At 59.0% G+C, this 15,596-nt stretch carries 15 protein-coding genes; 4 read left to right on the top strand and 11 right to left on the bottom strand.

Annotation, left to right across the window (positions count from 1 at the left end; all coding sequences use genetic code 11):
- Positions 1 to 113 precede the first annotated feature (113 nt).
- From ACW9HX_RS20180 to rplM, 5 genes are all read right to left on the bottom strand, one after another.
- Positions 114 to 896: a cytochrome c1 gene (locus ACW9HX_RS20180; RefSeq protein ID WP_457381962.1), complete on the bottom strand. Its 783-nt coding sequence runs from the start codon at positions 894 to 896 to the stop codon at positions 114 to 116.
- Positions 896 to 2,107 carry a cytochrome b gene (locus ACW9HX_RS20175; protein ID WP_096822842.1) on the bottom strand — a complete coding sequence of 404 codons (1,212 nt, stop codon included), beginning with the start codon at positions 2,105 to 2,107 and terminating at the stop codon, positions 896 to 898. Before ACW9HX_RS20175 ends, ACW9HX_RS20180 begins: the two co-directional genes overlap by 1 nt.
- The gene (petA, locus tag ACW9HX_RS20170; RefSeq protein WP_003228055.1) at positions 2,107 to 2,700 is read right to left on the bottom strand and encodes a ubiquinol-cytochrome c reductase iron-sulfur subunit; all 594 of its coding nucleotides are present in this window, start codon (positions 2,698 to 2,700) and stop codon (positions 2,107 to 2,109) included. Before petA ends, ACW9HX_RS20175 begins: the two co-directional genes overlap by 1 nt.
- Positions 2,701 to 2,969: 269 nt before the next feature.
- Positions 2,970 to 3,362: a 30S ribosomal protein S9 gene (rpsI, locus tag ACW9HX_RS20165; RefSeq protein ID WP_007961615.1), complete on the bottom strand. Its 393-nt coding sequence runs from the start codon at positions 3,360 to 3,362 to the stop codon at positions 2,970 to 2,972.
- Between the two features lie 14 nt (positions 3,363 to 3,376).
- On the bottom strand, positions 3,377 to 3,805 hold the full coding sequence (gene rplM / locus ACW9HX_RS20160) for a 50S ribosomal protein L13 (protein WP_003228062.1): 429 nt from the start codon (positions 3,803 to 3,805) through the stop codon (positions 3,377 to 3,379).
- 244 nt (positions 3,806 to 4,049) lie between these two features.
- Here rplM and ACW9HX_RS20155 point away from each other — a divergent pair, with 244 nt between their 5' ends.
- Positions 4,050 to 5,090: an NADP(H)-dependent aldo-keto reductase gene (locus tag ACW9HX_RS20155; RefSeq protein ID WP_457381961.1), complete on the top strand. Its 1,041-nt coding sequence runs from the start codon at positions 4,050 to 4,052 to the stop codon at positions 5,088 to 5,090.
- 49 nt (positions 5,091 to 5,139) lie between these two features.
- Here the strand turns inward: ACW9HX_RS20155 and ACW9HX_RS20150 are convergent, their stop codons facing one another.
- Entirely contained in the window at positions 5,140 to 6,276 is a 1,137-nt protein-coding gene (locus ACW9HX_RS20150; RefSeq protein WP_457381960.1) for an acyl-CoA dehydrogenase family protein, read from the bottom strand.
- Positions 6,277 to 6,522: 246 nt separating this feature from the next.
- Between ACW9HX_RS20150 and ACW9HX_RS20145 the strand changes: the two genes are divergently transcribed.
- The gene (locus ACW9HX_RS20145; protein WP_173861364.1) at positions 6,523 to 7,419 is read left to right on the top strand and encodes a GlxA family transcriptional regulator; all 897 of its coding nucleotides are present in this window, start codon (positions 6,523 to 6,525) and stop codon (positions 7,417 to 7,419) included.
- Between the two features lie 62 nt (positions 7,420 to 7,481).
- On the opposite strand, the gene zapE is transcribed toward ACW9HX_RS20145, so the two are convergent.
- The 3 genes from zapE to ACW9HX_RS20130 form a co-directional block, all read right to left on the bottom strand.
- Entirely contained in the window at positions 7,482 to 8,576 is a 1,095-nt protein-coding gene (gene zapE / locus ACW9HX_RS20140) for a cell division protein ZapE (RefSeq protein ID WP_085606932.1), read from the bottom strand.
- Between the two features lie 90 nt (positions 8,577 to 8,666).
- Positions 8,667 to 10,022: a tryptophan--tRNA ligase gene (locus ACW9HX_RS20135; protein WP_457381959.1), complete on the bottom strand. Its 1,356-nt coding sequence runs from the start codon at positions 10,020 to 10,022 to the stop codon at positions 8,667 to 8,669.
- A gap of 24 nt (positions 10,023 to 10,046) precedes the next feature.
- Positions 10,047 to 10,676, bottom strand: a complete 630-nt coding sequence (locus tag ACW9HX_RS20130) for an alpha/beta hydrolase (protein WP_457381980.1) — start codon at positions 10,674 to 10,676, stop codon at positions 10,047 to 10,049.
- Between the two features lie 144 nt (positions 10,677 to 10,820).
- Between ACW9HX_RS20130 and ACW9HX_RS20125 the strand changes: the two genes are divergently transcribed.
- Positions 10,821 to 11,255, top strand: coding sequence for a YhcB family protein (locus tag ACW9HX_RS20125; protein WP_457381958.1), 435 nt, complete (start codon positions 10,821 to 10,823; stop codon positions 11,253 to 11,255).
- Between the two features lie 68 nt (positions 11,256 to 11,323).
- Here the strand turns inward: ACW9HX_RS20125 and ACW9HX_RS20120 are convergent, their stop codons facing one another.
- Both ACW9HX_RS20120 and ACW9HX_RS20115 read right to left on the bottom strand, forming a co-directional pair.
- Positions 11,324 to 12,061: an OmpA family protein gene (locus ACW9HX_RS20120; RefSeq protein WP_096822848.1), complete on the bottom strand. Its 738-nt coding sequence runs from the start codon at positions 12,059 to 12,061 to the stop codon at positions 11,324 to 11,326.
- Positions 12,062 to 12,177: 116 nt separating this feature from the next.
- The gene (locus tag ACW9HX_RS20115; protein WP_457381957.1) at positions 12,178 to 12,822 is read right to left on the bottom strand and encodes an MBL fold metallo-hydrolase; all 645 of its coding nucleotides are present in this window, start codon (positions 12,820 to 12,822) and stop codon (positions 12,178 to 12,180) included.
- 211 nt (positions 12,823 to 13,033) lie between these two features.
- Here ACW9HX_RS20115 and ACW9HX_RS20110 point away from each other — a divergent pair.
- Positions 13,034 to 15,596 (top strand): M10 family metallopeptidase C-terminal domain-containing protein (locus ACW9HX_RS20110; RefSeq protein ID WP_457381956.1); only part of this gene is annotated, 2,563 nt, incomplete at its 3' end.

The following is a 15,596-nucleotide window of genomic DNA, read 5'->3' as shown; positions in this document are numbered from 1 at the left end:
CGGAAAAACGCGCGCGCCCAGAGGGCGCCTCCCGCAATACCTGGCTGACCAGGCACTGCGTTTTCAGAGACGCCCTTGGGCGCGCGCGATTAACAGCAATTGCTTGAAGCGTATCAGTGCACGTCTTTCCAGTATTCACGCTTGAGCAGGTAGGCGAACACAAAGAAGAACGCCAGGTACAACAAGACGTAAGTACCGATGCGCTGATGTTGCAGCTTAACCGGGTTAGCCGAGTAAGCCAGGAAGGTTACCAGATTCTTGACCTTCTCATCGAACTGCTCTTCGTTCAGGGTTCCGGTTTTCGGCACGATGGTCAACTGATCGCACGCCTCGTGAGTCAAAGGCGTACCGGTCAGCGGGTCATACTGCTTCTTGCCGTCTTCGACGATCTGCACCTGCTTGCAACCCACGACCTGACGACCTTGCAGGCCGACCAGCACGTTTGGCATGCCGACGTTCGGGAAGACCTTGTTGTTCACACCCCATGGGCGCGCCGGATCTTCATAGAACGAACGCAGATAACCATAAAGCCAGTCGGTACCACGAACACGAGCCACCAGGGTCAGGTCCGGAGGCGCTGCGCCGAACCAGGTCTTGGCATCGGCCGGCTGCATGCCGATGGTCATGTGATCGCCAATTTTGGCGCCAGTGAACACCAACTTCTCCAGCATCATTTCGTGCGGAACGCCGAGATCATCGGCAACACGCTCGTAACGCTGGAACTTGGCACTGTGGCAACCCATGCAATAGTTGGCGAACGTACGCGCACCATCTTGCAGGGCAGCCTTGTCGGAAACGTCGATGTCGACTTTTTCCAGCTCCGGGCCACCGTGTTCAGCGGCGAAAGACAGCACTGGCAGCGCAGCAAAAATCAGAGCAAAAAATAACTTTTTCATCAGCCAGTCACCCTTTCCGGAACCGGTTTGGTCTTCTCGAGCCTGGTGTAGAAAGGCATCAGAATGAAGTAGGCGAAGTACAGGAAGGTACATACCTGCGACAGCAAGGTGCGCTCCGGCGTCGGGGCCAGAACGCCCAGAATGCCGAGGATCACGAAGGAAATGCAGAACACCACCAGCCAGATCTTGCTCATCCAGCCTTTGTAGCGCATCGACTTGACCGGGCTGCGGTCGAGCCATGGCAGGACGAACAGCACCGCAATCGCCGCACCCATGGCGATAACGCCCATGAGTTTGTCAGGGACCGCACGCAAGATCGCGTAGAACGGTGTGAAGTACCAGACGGGCGCAATGTGCTCAGGCGTCTTGAACGGGTTGGCTTGCTCGAAGTTTGGTTTTTCGAGGAAGTAGCCGCCCATTTCAGGGAAGAAGAACACAATGAAGCAGAAGATGAACAGGAACACCACGACGCCGACAATGTCTTTCACGGTGTAGTACGGGTGGAAGGCGATGCCGTCCAGCGGGATACCGTTTTCGTCTTTGTGCTTCTTGATGTCCACGCCGTCCGGGTTATTCGAACCGACTTCATGCAACGCCAGGATGTGCAGCACCACCAGACCGAGAATCACGATCGGCAGGGCCACCACGTGCAGGGCGAAGAAGCGGTTCAGGGTGATTCCGGAAATCAGGTAGTCACCACGGATCCACTGAGTCAGGTCGTTGCCAATGACGGGGATTGCGCCAAACAGCGAGATGATCACCTGGGCGCCCCAGTAGGACATCTGCCCCCATGGCAGCAAGTAGCCCATGAAAGCCTCGGCCATCAGCGCCAGGTAGATCAGCATGCCGAACACCCAAACCAGTTCACGCGGTTTCTGATACGAACCGTAGAGCAGACCACGGAACATGTGCAGATAGACCACGATGAAGAACGCCGAAGCGCCGGTGGAGTGGAGCAAACGCAGGATCGAGCCGTACTCGACGTCGCGCATGATGTATTCGACGGAGGCGAACGCCTCTTCCGCCGACGGGGTATAGCTCATGGTCAGCCAGACACCGGTAACGATCTGGTTGACCAGAACGAGCAGCGCCAGCGAGCCGAAGAAGTAGAAGAAGTTGAAGTTTTTTGGAGCGTAATACTTGCTGAGATGGTCTTCCCACATTTTGGTGGCGGGGAAGCGCGCATCAACCCAATCCATGAACTTGCTCATCACGCTTTCTCCGTATCGACGCCAATGACGATCAGGTCATCGGTCTCATAGGAATGCGGGGGTACTGGCAGGTTCAAAGGCGCAGGTTGCGACTTGTAGACGCGGCCAGCCAGATCATAGTGGGAACCGTGGCAAGGGCAGAAATAGCCGCCTACCCAGTCTTTTCCCAGATCCGCGGGTGCCACTTCGGGACGGAAGGTCGGTGAGCAACCCAGGTGAGTGCAGATCCCGATCAGCAGCAGAATTTCCGGCTTGATCGAACGCACTTCAGGGTCGACATAGGTAGGTTGCGTGGAGTTTTTGGAGGTCGGATCGGAGAGCTGGCCCTCGATCTTCTTGAGATTCCCCAGGATTTCCGCAGTACGGCGAACAATGAATACCGGCTGGCCGCGCCATTCAGCAATCATCTGCTGTCCGGGCTCGATTTTGCTGACATTCACTTTCACCGGTGCACCGGCAGCTTTCGCCTTGGCACTGGGAAACCATGACCCCACGAACGGGACCGCAGCCCCCACCGCTCCTGCAGCACCCACCACGGATGTGGCTGCTACCAAGAAGCGACGCCGGCCTGCATTCACGCCGTCATTGCTCATTCAGTCCTCTCCCATCAGCTTTGTGGCCTGTTAAATCAGGCATCTACTAAATATGAATCTATGTACTTATAAAAATTTTGCCGAATGGTAATGAAAACCCCCAATTCTGACAAGGTAATTACCCGGAGGGGTGGCCCCCAAGCCTTGTAGTATAGGGGGTCTACGAATGTGGCAAGTTGTCACAGCGCAATTATTCAAGAAATCGCACGCATAAAAAAACGCCCGGTTCCGTGAGGAATCGGGCGTTCTTTTTGAACGTGGAAGCGAAATTAACGCTTCGAGTACTGCGGACGCTTACGCGCTTTACGCAGACCAACTTTCTTACGTTCAACTTCACGGGCGTCGCGGGTAACGAAGCCAGCTTTGCGCAGAGCGCTACGCAGGGTTTCGTCGTAGTCCATCAGAGCGCGAGTGATGCCGTGGCGGATTGCGCCAGCTTGACCACTTACACCACCGCCGATCACGGTGACGTAGATGTCGAACTTCTCGACAGTCTCGGTCAGTTCCAGCGGCTGACGAACTACCATGCGGGCAGTTTCGCGGCCGAAGAACGAATCCAGCGAACGGTTGTTGATGGAGATGTTACCAGTACCCGGACGCAGGAAAACGCGTGCGGTTGCGGTCTTGCGACGGCCAGTGCCGTAATTTTGAGTCGCCGACATAATGAACTATTCCGTTAAATCTTCAGTTCTTGGGGCTGCTGAGCAGTATGAGGGTGTGCAGCGCCCGCATAGACTTTCAGCTTACGGTACATGTCGCGACCCAGTGGGTTCTTAGGCAGCATGCCTTTAACCGCGGTCTCGATCACGCGCTCAGGGGCTTTGGCGATCAGCTTTTCAAAGTTGATCGACTTGATGCCGCCCGGGAAACCGGAGTGGGAGTAGTACATTTTGTCAGTGGTTTTAGCACCGGTAACACGGATCTGCTCAGCGTTGATTACGACGATGTAGTCGCCGGTGTCAACGTGAGGAGTGTACTCAGGCTTGTGCTTGCCACGCAGACGGCTCGCGATTTCGGTGGCCAGACGACCCAGGGTCTGACCAGCAGCGTCGACGACAAACCAGTCGCGCTTTACTGTTTCCGGTTTAGCAGTAAAAGTTTTCATTCTTTATAGCCTCAGGGGCCGCCTGTAAATAAGACGGCGGATCTTACTGAATAGTGCGTACTTTGACAAGTCAAAGGCAGCCGGATACAGACGCTTTCGGGGGCTCGGGTCGGCGCGTCCGTTCAACGGCAAGATTCTTCGGCGGCGGCGCATCACTTCCACTGCAGAAAGAGGTCGGCAATTATGCAGATTGCGAAAAAAATTTCAACCTGCTTTTATGCCTGTTTTGCCCAAGGAGCACCCGATGGACTATCGCCAGCTAGGCCGTACCGACCTGAACGTGAGTGCAATCTGCCTCGGCACCATGACCTGGGGCGAGCAAAACACTGAAGCTGAAGCCTTCGCCCAGATCGAACGGGCAAAAGAGGCCGGGATCAACTTCATCGACACCGCCGAGATGTACCCGGTGCCGCCGAAAGCCGAAACCTATGCCACCACCGAGCGCTACATCGGCAATTACTTCAAGAGTCGCGGCGACCGCGCCGACTGGATCCTCGCCAGCAAGATCGCCGGCCCCGGCAACACCATCGACTACATCCGCGACAAGAACCTGCGCCACAACCGCCAACACATCACCGAAGCGGTGGACGCCAGCCTCAAGCGCCTGCAGACCGACTACATCGACCTGTATCAATTGCACTGGCCGGAGCGCAGCACCAACTTTTTCGGACAGCTGGGCTACAAACACAAGATCGAAGCCAACCTCACGCCCCTCGAAGACACCCTGGAAGCGCTCGATGAGCAAGTGAAGGCCGGCAAGATCCGCCACATCGGTCTGTCCAACGAGACCCCGTGGGGCACCATGCGCTTCCTTGCTCTGGCCGAAGCCCGTGGCTGGCCCCGCGCGGTGTCGATCCAGAACCCGTACAACCTGCTCAACCGCAGCTTCGAAGTCGGCCTGGCGGAAATCGCCATTCGCGAACAGTGTGGCCTGCTCGCCTATTCGCCGCTGGCGTTCGGTTTCCTGTCGGGCAAGTACGAAGGTGGCGCCCGCCCGCCAAAAGGTCGCCTGAGCCTCTACAGCCGCTTCAGCCGCTACTTCAACCCGCAATCGGAAGCGGCGTGCAGCCGCTACGTGGCTCTCGCCCGGGAACATGGCCTGGATCCGGCGCAAATGGCGCTGGCCTTCGTCAATCGGCAACCGTTCGTCACCAGCAACATCATCGGGGCGACAACGCTCGAGCAACTGGACAGCAACATTGCCAGTTTCTATCTGAATCTTTCAGACGAAGTGCTTGAAGGGATCGAGGCGATTCACAAGGATCATCCGAATCCGGCCCCTTGATCCGGCGCTAAAAGCCGCGCTCCCACGCACAAGCGTGGGAGCGCTCCGGTCAAAGCGACCGCGCAATAATCTCTTTCATGATTTCGTTGGTGCCGGCATAGATCCGCTGCACCCGCGCATCCGCCCAGGCCCGGGCTACCGGGTACTCCCACATGAAACCGTAGCCGCCATGCAACTGCACGCACTCGTCGAGTACCTTGCATTGCAGGTCGGTGCCCCAGTACTTGGCCATCGCGGCGGTCGGCACGTCGAGCTTGCCTTGCAGGTGCAGCTCCAGGCAGCGATCGACGAACACCCGGCCGATCTGAATCTCGGTGGCCATTTCCGCCAGTTTGAAGCGAGTGTTCTGGAAATCGGCAATCGCCTTGCCGAACGCCTTGCGGTCACGGGTGTAATCCAGCGTCCACTGCAGCGCCGCCTCGGCCGAGGCCAGCCCGCCAATGGCCACGGTCAGACGCTCCTGCGGCAATTCCTGCATCAGATAGGCAAACCCGGCCCCGGCCTGCCCCAAGAGGTTTTCCTTCGGCACTCGCACGTCCTGGAAGAACAATTCCGACGTGTCCTGAGCCTTCATTCCGACCTTCTCCAGGCGCTTGCCCTTTTCGAAGCCCGGCGTGTTCGCCTCCACCAGAAACAGACTGGTGCCCTTCGCTCCAGCCTTGGGATCGGTCTTGGCGACGACGATCACCAGATCGGCGAGAAAACCATTGGTGATGAAGGTTTTCGAACCGTTGATGACATATTCGTCACCATCCAGCACGGCGGTGGTCTTGACCCCCTGCAAGTCGGAACCCGCGCCTGGCTCGGTCATGGCGATGGCCGTGACCATCTCGCCGGACACCAGTTTAGGCAGGTACTTGTGCTTCAACGCCTCGCTGCCGTAATGCAGTATGTACGGCGCGACGATGTCCGAATGCAGCGAGAAACCGATACCGGTCAGACCCAACCGCCCCACTTCCTCGATCACTACGGCGCTGTACAGGAAGTCCGCCCCCAGCCCGCCGTATTCCTCCGGCAGATGCGAGCAGAGCATCCCAGCCTCCCCTGCCTTGTTCCACAATTTGCGGTCGATGTAGCCTTGTTTTTCCCATTGCCCGTGGAACGGCACGGCCTCCTTTTCAAGGAATGTCCGCACGCTGTCGCGGAACAATTCGTGCTCGGAGCTGAACAGGGTTCTGGGGATCATGCGACACCTTTTCTTTATTGTTGAAGGGATCAGACCTTCAGAGACTAAGCCTCGCTTCCGATACAGGACACTGGACACATCCGACAAAAAATAAGACGATCCAGCCGTCTGGTGACCACTTTCCCTTATAAAAACAAAAGTTGAATTATGTCTAAGCAAGTCTCCACGCCCTTGCGGCGCGTCAGCATCCTGGCGATCGACCGGGTTTTCGCTTCCACCCTCATGCAAGCCAAGGACTTCTTCCACCTGGCCAGCCTGCGTTACGGCAAACAACTGGGCCACGGCCTGACTCCGGCATTCGAAACCCGCCTGGTCAGCCCCGACGGCAAACCGGTAAACAGCTTCAGCGACGTGGTCATGCCGGTAGACGGCGGCCTGGAAAACGCCGACGTCATCATCCTTCCGGCCTTCTGGGATGACTTCGACACCCTCTGCCAACGTTATCCACAGGTCCTGCCGTGGCTGCGCGAACAACACGCCCGTGGCGCAGTACTCTGCGGCGAGGCTACCGGGGTGTTCTGGCTGGCCGAAGCCGGCCTGCTCAACGGCAAGGAAGCAACCACCTACTGGCGCTTCTTCAATGCCTTCGCCGAGCGTTTCCCACAGGTCTATCTCAATCAGGACAAGCACCTGACCGACGCCGACAACCTGTACTGCGCCGGCGGCACCACCTCGGCCTGCGACCTCTATATCTATCTGATCGAGCGCTTCTGCGGCGCCAACGTGGCCCAAGCCGTGGCCCGCGACATCCTCTACGAAGTGCAGCGCAGTTACTCACCGGGCCGCATCGGTTTCGGCGGGCAGAAACTGCACCAGGACGTGATCATCCTGCAGATCCAGCACTGGCTCGAAGAGCATTTCGCCGACAAGTTCCGCTTCGAGGACGTGGCCCGCGAGCACGGCATGAGCATTCGCAACTTCATGCGCCGCTTCCAGACCGCCACCGGTGACAAGCCTCTGCACTACCTGCAACGGCTGCGCATCGAGACCGCCAAGGGCTTGCTCTCCGGCAGCCGCAAGAGCATCAAGACCATCAGCTACGAAGTCGGCTACGACGATGCGAGTTTCTTTGCACGCCTGTTCCGCCAGCACACCGAACTGTCGCCGAACCAGTATCGACAGCAGTTCCAGCAAGCTGCCTGACGATTCGACCAGACACAAAAAAGGGCCTGCATCTGCAGGCCCTTTTTGTTTGCCGAATCCGCTTAAGGCTTGTGCGCCCGGGACAGGAATTCGTGGGATTGCATTTCCAGCAGACGGCTGAGGGTCCGCTGGAATTCGAACGTCAGGCGCCCGCCGGTGTACAAGTCTTTCAACTCGACTTCGGCGGAAATGATCAGCTTGACGTTACGGTCGTAGAACTCGTCGACCATGTTGATGAAGCGGCGGGCGATGTCGTCGGTAGTGACGCTCATCTGCTCCACGCCACTGAGCAACACGGCGTGGAAGATCTTGCCCAGTTCGATGTAGTCGTTCTGGCTGCGCGGGCCGTCGCAAAGTTCGCGGAAGTCGAACCAGGCCACGTCGTCGCAAGTGCGCAGAGCGCGGATTTCGCGGTTTTCGATGATCAGCACATCGTTTTCCACGGCAGCCGTGCATTCAGGCGTCAGCGCACGGAAGCTCTTGCGCAGGCTTTCGTGCGCGGCTTCGTCGAGCGGGAAGTGGAACAGTTCCGCCTGCTCGAGGTGACGCAAACGGTAGTCGACGCCGCTGTCGACGTTGACGATCTCGGTGTTCTGCTTGATCAGCGCGATGGCCGGCAGGAAGCGCGCACGTTGCAGGCCATCCTTGTACAAGCCGTCCGGCACGATGTTCGACGTGGCGACCAGGGTCACGCCGTTCTTGAACAGTTCTTCCATCAGCGTGCCGAGGATCATGGCGTCGGTGATGTCGGAGACGAAGAATTCATCGAAGCAGATGACCCGCGATTCCGTCGCAAAACGCTTGGCGATGATGGTCAGCGGGTTTTTCTCGCCGCCGAGGGTCTTCATCTCTTCATGCACGCGCTTCATGAAGCGGTGGAAGTGGGTACGCGTCTTTTCCTTGAATGGCAGCGCTTCGAAGAAGGTGTCCACCAGGTAAGTCTTGCCGCGACCCACACCGCCCCAGAAGTACAGGCCCTTGACCGGCGTCTGATCCTTTTTGCCAAACAGTTTGCCCAGCAAACCCGGCTTGTTCTGCTCGGCCGCGATCAGATCGTCGTACAGGCGTTGCAAGTGACGCACGGCAGTTTCCTGCGCCGCGTCATGGAAGAAGTCCGGGCGTTTCAGATCAGCTTGATATCGTTCTAGGGGCGTCATAATTCGTTAGCAAGGCAACAAAAACGGGCCGTCACTGTAGCGATGGCCCGTGGGAATGGCAATCGGCCCTTGGTCGGGCCGGCCCGTTGATTATTCCTGAATCGGTGTCAGAGCGATCCGCAAGGCCTCGATGGCCGCGTCTCGCGCAGCAGCGTCGGCGAACGCCGGGCTGTCACCGACACACTCGCCTTCCAGCCAGACGCTGAAGCTCAGGCTTTCGCTACGGACATCCAGCGCCTGACCCGATTGCAGTTGTTTGGTCAGCTGGCCGGCGGTCTTGCCGTCGGCGAAGTTGCGCGACAGCAGCAACTGCTCGCCATCGGCCGCCAGCAGACGGAAACGGAAGCTGCCGTCGTCTTCGCGGAAGCTGACGAAACGTGCGGCTTTCGCAGCCTTCTTCTTGGTGGTCGCGGCAACCTGAACCTGATTGACGAACGAACGCAGGCCGACCGCTTCGCGCAATTCGTTGAGGAACGGCGTCGCCACCGCACGGGCCTTCTTGGCGCCGTGTTGCAGGATGTCTTCCAGATCCGCCGGACGCTCGATCAACTGGTGATAACGCTCGCGGGACTCGCCCAGCTCGTTGTCCAGCAGCTGGAACAGACGGTTCTTCGCTTCGCCCCAGCCCAGACCACCCAGCAGCTCGCTGCGGAATTCGTCGGCTTGCGACGGCGTGGAGAAAGCCTGGAACAGGGTGAACAGGTGCGAGTTGTCCGGATCTTTCGCTTCGCCCGGTGCGCGGGAGTCGGTAACGATCCGCGAGATCGCGTCCTTCATTTCCTTGGCACTGGAGAACAGCGGAATGGTGTTGTCGTAGCTCTTGGACATCTTGCGACCGTCCAGGCCCGGCAGCGTGGCGACGCTTTCCTCGATCAGCGCTTCGGGCATGGTGAAGAACTCCTTGCCCTGGCCGAACAGGTGGTTGAAGCGCTGGCCGATGTCGCGAGCCATCTCCACGTGCTGGATCTGGTCGCGACCGACCGGCACCTTGTGCGCGTTGAACATCAGGATGTCCGCGGCCATCAGCACCGGATAGCTGTACAAGCCCATGGTGATGCCGGCATCCGGGTCTTCGCCGGTCTCGACGTTCTTGTCCACCGACGCCTTGTAGGCGTGGGCGCGGTTGAGCAGGCCCTTGGCGGCAACGCAGGTCAGCAGCCAGGTCAGCTCGGGGATTTCCGGGATGTCCGACTGACGGTAAAAGGTCACGCGATCCACATCCAGACCACCGGCCAGCCAGGTCGCGGCGATTTCCAGACGCGAGCGCTGGATGCGCAGCGGGTCATCGCACTTGATGAGGGCGTGATAGTCAGCCAGGAAGTAGAACGAGTCGGCATTGCTGTCGCGGCTGGCGAGAATCGCCGGGCGGATGGCGCCGGCGTAGTTGCCCAGGTGCGGGGTGCCGGTGGTGGTAATGCCGGTGAGGATGCGGGTACGGTTCGTCATGGGTAATCGCTTGTCAGACTGCAATCAATTCGAGAGACGCGGCAGGATCAGATCCTTGAGATCGGTCAGCTTGCCATGAAAAAAGTGTCCGCATTCTGCCACTTTCAGCAGCTCATGGGGGCGCTGGAGTTTGTCAGACCAGTCGTAGACCAGTTGCGGATCGATCACTTCGTCGGTTTCCGGCTGGATCACCGTCAGTTCGCCCTGCTGCGGCAACTGATCCTGATCTCCCAGGCGCATCACCGCCGGTGCAACCATGAACAGATGTTTGAGCTGTACGCCCTGGGCTTCGAGACGGCCACCGAGACTTGCTGCAACAAATCCACCGAAGGAAAAACCGAACAGGGTCAACGGCAGATCCGGGTGTTTTTCCAGCAGCCATGCGGCGGCCGCCTGAGCGTCGTCGACTTCACCGCTGCCCATGTCATGGGAGCCTTCGCTGGCACCGACGCCGCGGTAGTTGAAGCGCAAGGTGATCAGGCCCGCGTCGCGCGCGGTGCGCTGCAGGGTCGAGACGACCTTGTTGAGCATGGTGCCGCCCTGCACCGGGTTCGGGTGGCAGATCAGCGCGATGCCGCGTGGCTGCTCGCTGTCCAGATACAGAGATTCAAGTTGACCCACCGGGCCGTCAATCACTACAGGGGTTTCACGCATCAGCAAGGAAGGAACTCCGTGACCTCGAATCGGGTCGACTCGTCTAGCAAATTGTCTGTGCCAATCTATTGCGAGTGAATCGCGGTATACAGCGCAGGTTCGAGCCGTTAACGTAAAGCAAAGCCGTTTATAGAGGAAGGACTCGTGGAACACTCGCTCTTAGTTTGGTTGTTACCGACTCTTGCCCTGGTTGTGGGTGTCGCCATTGGTTTCCTGATCGCACGCGTTGCGCCGAACGCCGCGCCCAGCCGCACACAGCGTCAACTGGACGACATTCAGGAACGTTTCGACAGTTATCAGAACGAAGTGGTGACCCACTTCAACAGCACCGCCAATCTGGTCAAGAAACTGACCCAGAGCTATCAGGAAGTGCAGGATCACCTCGCCGATGGCGCCAATCGTCTGGCCCTGGACGAACAGACCCGCCAACGTCTGCTCGCCTCTCTGCACGCAGAGGCTGCGCAGGCCCCGCGCGAACGTCTGACGCCACCGCGCAATCAGGAGCCGCCGCGTGACTACGCCCCGAAGACGCCGAACTCGCCGGGCATGCTCGATGAGCATTACGGCCTGAAGAAGTAATCAGCCTTCAGCGCAAATAAAAAGCCCCCGGACAATCACTTGTCCGGGGGCTTTTTTGTGCCTGACGGTTACGGGTACTGCTGAACCGTGCCTGGCTGCTGTTGCTGCTGACCACCGTACTGCTGACCCGGGATTGCCTTCAGGTTGACTTCAACGCGGCGGTTCTGCGCCCGACCGTTGACGTCACCGTTGCTGGCAATCGGATTATCCGGACCGGCACCGCGGGCCGACAGGTTGGCACCGCTGACGCCTTGCGAGGTCAGGTAGGTCGCCACGCTCTGCGCGCGACGTTGGGACAGGTCCATGTTGTGCTGGCGGCTGCCGGTGCTGTCGGTGTAGCCGACGATCTCGATCTGATTCTGGCTGAACTCCTTGAGCGAGCCGGCCAGGTTGTTCAGCGGCTGGTAGAAGCTTGGGGCGATGTTTGCCGAATCAGTAGCGAAGGTGATGTTGCCCGGCATGATCAGCTTGATCTGATCGCCCTGACGCTGCACTTCAACACCAGTGTTGGCCATGCTGGCGCGCAGTTTCTTTTCTTGCTGGTCGGCGTAGTAACCGTAACCGGCTGCCGAAGCACCGACGACAGCGGCGCCGATCAAGGCGCCCTTGCCGCGGTTGTTGTGGTCGATGGCAGCACCGGCCAACGCGCCGGCCAGTGCACCGAGGCCACCGTACTTGGCGGTTTTGCTCATGCCCTGGGAGCCACCGTCGGCCTGGCCCTGATTGTCATACGGGTTGGGCGAGGCGCAGCCGGACAGCACGGCGACGGCAGTAGCGACAATTATCAAACGACGCGTGGTGAACATGGAGAGCTCCTACTTTTTTGCATTCTGTGGTGCAACGGCCGTTTGGCAATGGACCTTTGCGGGCGTTGGATCATGACAATGCACAAAAATTCCGCCGGGCACTCGTGACAAAATGTTTAGGCGCGCACGAACGGATTTTCCCGCATTTCATCACCCAGACGTGTGTCCGGGCCATGTCCAGCCACAACGATCGCGTCTTCGTCCAATGTATATAGCCGCTGCTTGATCGATCGCACGATGGTCGCCTGATCGCCGCCCCACAAATCCGTGCGCCCTACTCCGCGCCGGAACAACGTGTCGCCGGCAATCAACAGCTTAGCCTCGGAAAACCAAAAGCTCATGGAACCGGGTGTATGCCCCGGCGTGTGCAGCGCCACGCCGCAGCCGCAGGCCAGCTCTTCGTCGTCGCTCAGCCAGCGATCCGGGGATGGCACCGGGGTGTAGGGCACGCCGAACATCTGGCATTGCATCTCCAGGTTGTCCCACAGGAACTGATCTTCTTTGTGCAAGTGCAGGGTTGCACCGGTTTTTTCTTTCATCTGCCCGGAAGCCAGAAAGTGATCGAGATGCGCATGGGTGTGGATGATGCTCACCACTTTCAGACCCAGCGCATCAAGGCGCGCCATGATCAGGTCGGGGTTGCCCCCCGGGTCGACGACGATGGCTTTCTTCGTGATCGGGTCGCCGATGATCGTGCAGTTGCACTGCAACGGGCCGACGGGGAAGGTTTCGCGGATCAGTTGGGAGTGGGGAGCGGTCATGGAAATCGAGGGCCTGTAGTAGACGAAAGGCGGTGAAAGAGCTTCAGGATTCTACTCGACTCGCCGATACAGATCGCCCGGTCAGTTATTTGACGCCATCGATCAGAAAGTAGTGGCTAGATGATGTCAAACGTAACGTTTCTGGTGCAGAATCGCCTTTTTTTGTAGCGGTCGCATTCAGGAAGGACCGCAGCCCATCCAGGAAATCCACATGCCTCGTCCTACTGGTTACACCGAAACTTGGTCCGCGTCCCTGACTGGCTCCGCCCCCGTCAACAGCCTCATTGGCGGTACAAAATGGGAGAGCGTCAAGTGGAGCGATCCCACCGCTGTTACTCTGCTGACCTACAGTTTCATGACACCGGGTGTTTCGTATTTCGCGATCAACTACAGCTCGAAAAACGAGTATCTGGATTCGTACTCGCTGACAGCCGCTCAGCAGACCGCCGTTTCCAATGCGCTCGATTCCTGGAGTTCCGTCGCCAACATCCTGTTCAACAAGACCAGTGACAACATCGTCAACGTCGGCGACCTGCGCTTTGGCGGTTACGCGTCGATGGACGACAAAACGGCTGCGTGGGCTTACCTGCCTGACGAGACCCCAAAAGGCGGGGATGTGTGGATTGGTCCGGAGACCAGCAGCCTGTCGCCGGTCAAGGGCTCGTACGATTACCTGACGTTCATGCACGAGATCGGCCATGCAATCGGCCTCAAGCACCCCTTCTCGGCGAGCGCCTTGAACCCGACGATCATCGATCCGTCCGTGGACGATGTCCGTTACACCATCATGAGCTACAACGACTCGTACTCGTACCAGCCGACCACTCCGATGCTTCTGGACATCCTCGCGATCCAGAACCTTTATGGTGCCAACACGCACTGGCAGGCCGGCAACACGACTTACAGCTGGGCACCCACCCAGTCAGTATTCGAGACAATCTGGGACTCGGGCGGTGTCGATACCATCGACGGCACCAATCAATTGGCCGGGGTGAAAATCAACCTGAATGAAGGCCAATTCAGCAACATCGGCAAGAGCTTCCTCGACCTCAACACGTTGACGGCCATCAACAACGGTCTGACCATCGCCTGGGGTACCAAGATTGAAAACGCCGTCGGCTCTGCGTTTGACGACGTGCTGACCGGTAACGCGCTGGATAACCTGCTGGTTGGCAACGAGGGCGCCGACACCATGATCGGCGGTGCTGGCAACGACACATACTATGTCGACAATGTCGGCGACGTAGTCGTCGAAACCAGCACCCTGGCCTCGGAAATCGACACGGTCAACTCCTCGATCGATTACACCCTGGGTGCCAACGTCGAAAACCTGAACCTGATCGGCAGCGCCAATCTCAATGCCACCGGCAACGAACTGGGCAACCGTATCACCGGCAACTCGGGCAACAACATCATCGACGGTGGCGCGGGTGCCGACTACATGGCCGGCGGCACCGGCAACGACACCTACATCGTCGATAACGTCGGCGATTACGTCGTTGAAACCAGCACCATTGCCAGTGAAATCGACACTGTCAGATCTTCGGTTTCGTTTACTCTGGGCGCCAACCTGGAAAACCTGACCCTGACCGGCACCGCCAACATCGACGGCATCGGCAACTCGCTGAACAACGTGCTGATCGGCAACGACGGCAACAACCAGCTCAATGGCGGCGCAGGCCTGGACACCATGATCGGCGGCAAGGGCGATGACGCTTACGGCATCGATCAGGCCGGCGAACTGGCACTGGTCCAGGAAAACGCCAACGAAGGCAACGACACCTTGGCCATCGTTTACGCTGCCACCGCGCAGAACAACGTGATCGACCTGAACCTGAGCAACCTGCAGAACGTCGAGAACGTCAGTCTGTATGCCGCCGGAGCCTTCACCGTATTGGGCAACGCGCTGGACAACGTGCTGATCGGCAACGCCGACGCCAACACCCTGCAAGGCGGCGCCGGCAATGACGTACTCAACGGCGGCGCGGGCGCTGACGCCCTGATCGGCGGCACCGGCGACGACACCTACATCGTCGACAACGTCGGCGACACCGTGGTGGAAAACCTCAACGAAGGCCACGATCTGGTCCAGGCCTCCGTCAGCTACACCCTGAGCGCCAACGTCGAAGACGGCGTGTTGACCGGTTCCGCTCACATCAACCTGACCGGTAACAGCCTGGACAACGTGCTGACCGGCAACAGCGGTTCCAACGTCCTCGACGGCGGTGCAGGTGCCGACATCATGAACGGCGGCGCCGGCAACGACAGCTACTACGTCGACAACATCGGCGACGTGGTCATTGAAACCGGCACCTCGGCCTCGGAGATCGACGCCGTCAACGCTTCGATCGATTACACCCTGGGCGCCAACGTCGAGTGGCTGAACCTGATCGGCACTGCCAACCTCAACGGCACCGGCAACTCGCTGGACAACCGCATCACCGGCAACTCGGGCAACAACATCCTCGATGGCGGCCTGGGCGCCGACTACATGGCCGGCGGCACCGGCAACGACACCTACATCGTCGACAACGTCGGTGACGTCGTGGTCGAGACCAGCACCCTGGCCAGCGAAATCGACACCGTCAAAGCGTCGATCACCTACACCCTGGGCGCCAACGTCGAGAACCTGACCCTGACCGGCACGGCCAACATCGACGGTATCGGCAACTCGTTGAACAACGTGCTGATCGGCAACGACGGCAACAACCAGCTCAACGGCGGCGCAGGCCTGGACACCATGATCGGCGGCAAGGGCGATGACGCTTACGGCA

Source organism: Pseudomonas sp. SDO52101_S400, from assembly GCF_054071635.1.
Note: the sequence above shows the minus strand (reverse complement) of the source record. Positions and strands in the feature narration are given on the sequence as shown.

Bases quoted from the DNA above. Each gene is read 5' to 3' on its own strand.
- ACW9HX_RS20120 (WP_096822848.1), bottom strand. From the start codon at position 12,061: ATGTTCACCACGCGTCGTTTGATAATTGTCGCTACTGCCGTCGCCGTG.
- ACW9HX_RS20180 (WP_457381962.1), bottom strand. From the start codon at position 896: ATGAAAAAGTTATTTTTTGCTCTGATTTTTGCTGCGCTGCCAGTGCTG.
- ACW9HX_RS20150 (WP_457381960.1), bottom strand. From the start codon at position 6,276: ATGATCCCCAGAACCCTGTTCAGCTCCGAGCACGAATTGTTCCGCGAC.
- ACW9HX_RS20130 (WP_457381980.1), bottom strand. From the start codon at position 10,676: ATGCGTGAAACCCCTGTAGTGATTGACGGCCCGGTGGGTCAACTTGAA.
- rpsI (WP_007961615.1), bottom strand. From the start codon at position 3,362: ATGTCGGCGACTCAAAATTACGGCACTGGCCGTCGCAAGACCGCAACC.
- ACW9HX_RS20175 (WP_096822842.1), bottom strand. From the start codon at position 2,107: ATGAGCAAGTTCATGGATTGGGTTGATGCGCGCTTCCCCGCCACCAAA.
- ACW9HX_RS20135 (WP_457381959.1), bottom strand. From the start codon at position 10,022: ATGACGAACCGTACCCGCATCCTCACCGGCATTACCACCACCGGCACC.
- ACW9HX_RS20155 (WP_457381961.1), top strand. From the start codon at position 4,050: ATGGACTATCGCCAGCTAGGCCGTACCGACCTGAACGTGAGTGCAATC.
- rplM (WP_003228062.1), bottom strand. From the start codon at position 3,805: ATGAAAACTTTTACTGCTAAACCGGAAACAGTAAAGCGCGACTGGTTT.
- zapE (WP_085606932.1), bottom strand. From the start codon at position 8,576: ATGACGCCCCTAGAACGATATCAAGCTGATCTGAAACGCCCGGACTTC.
- petA (WP_003228055.1), bottom strand. From the start codon at position 2,700: ATGAGCAATGACGGCGTGAATGCAGGCCGGCGTCGCTTCTTGGTAGCA.
- ACW9HX_RS20115 (WP_457381957.1), bottom strand. From the start codon at position 12,822: ATGACCGCTCCCCACTCCCAACTGATCCGCGAAACCTTCCCCGTCGGC.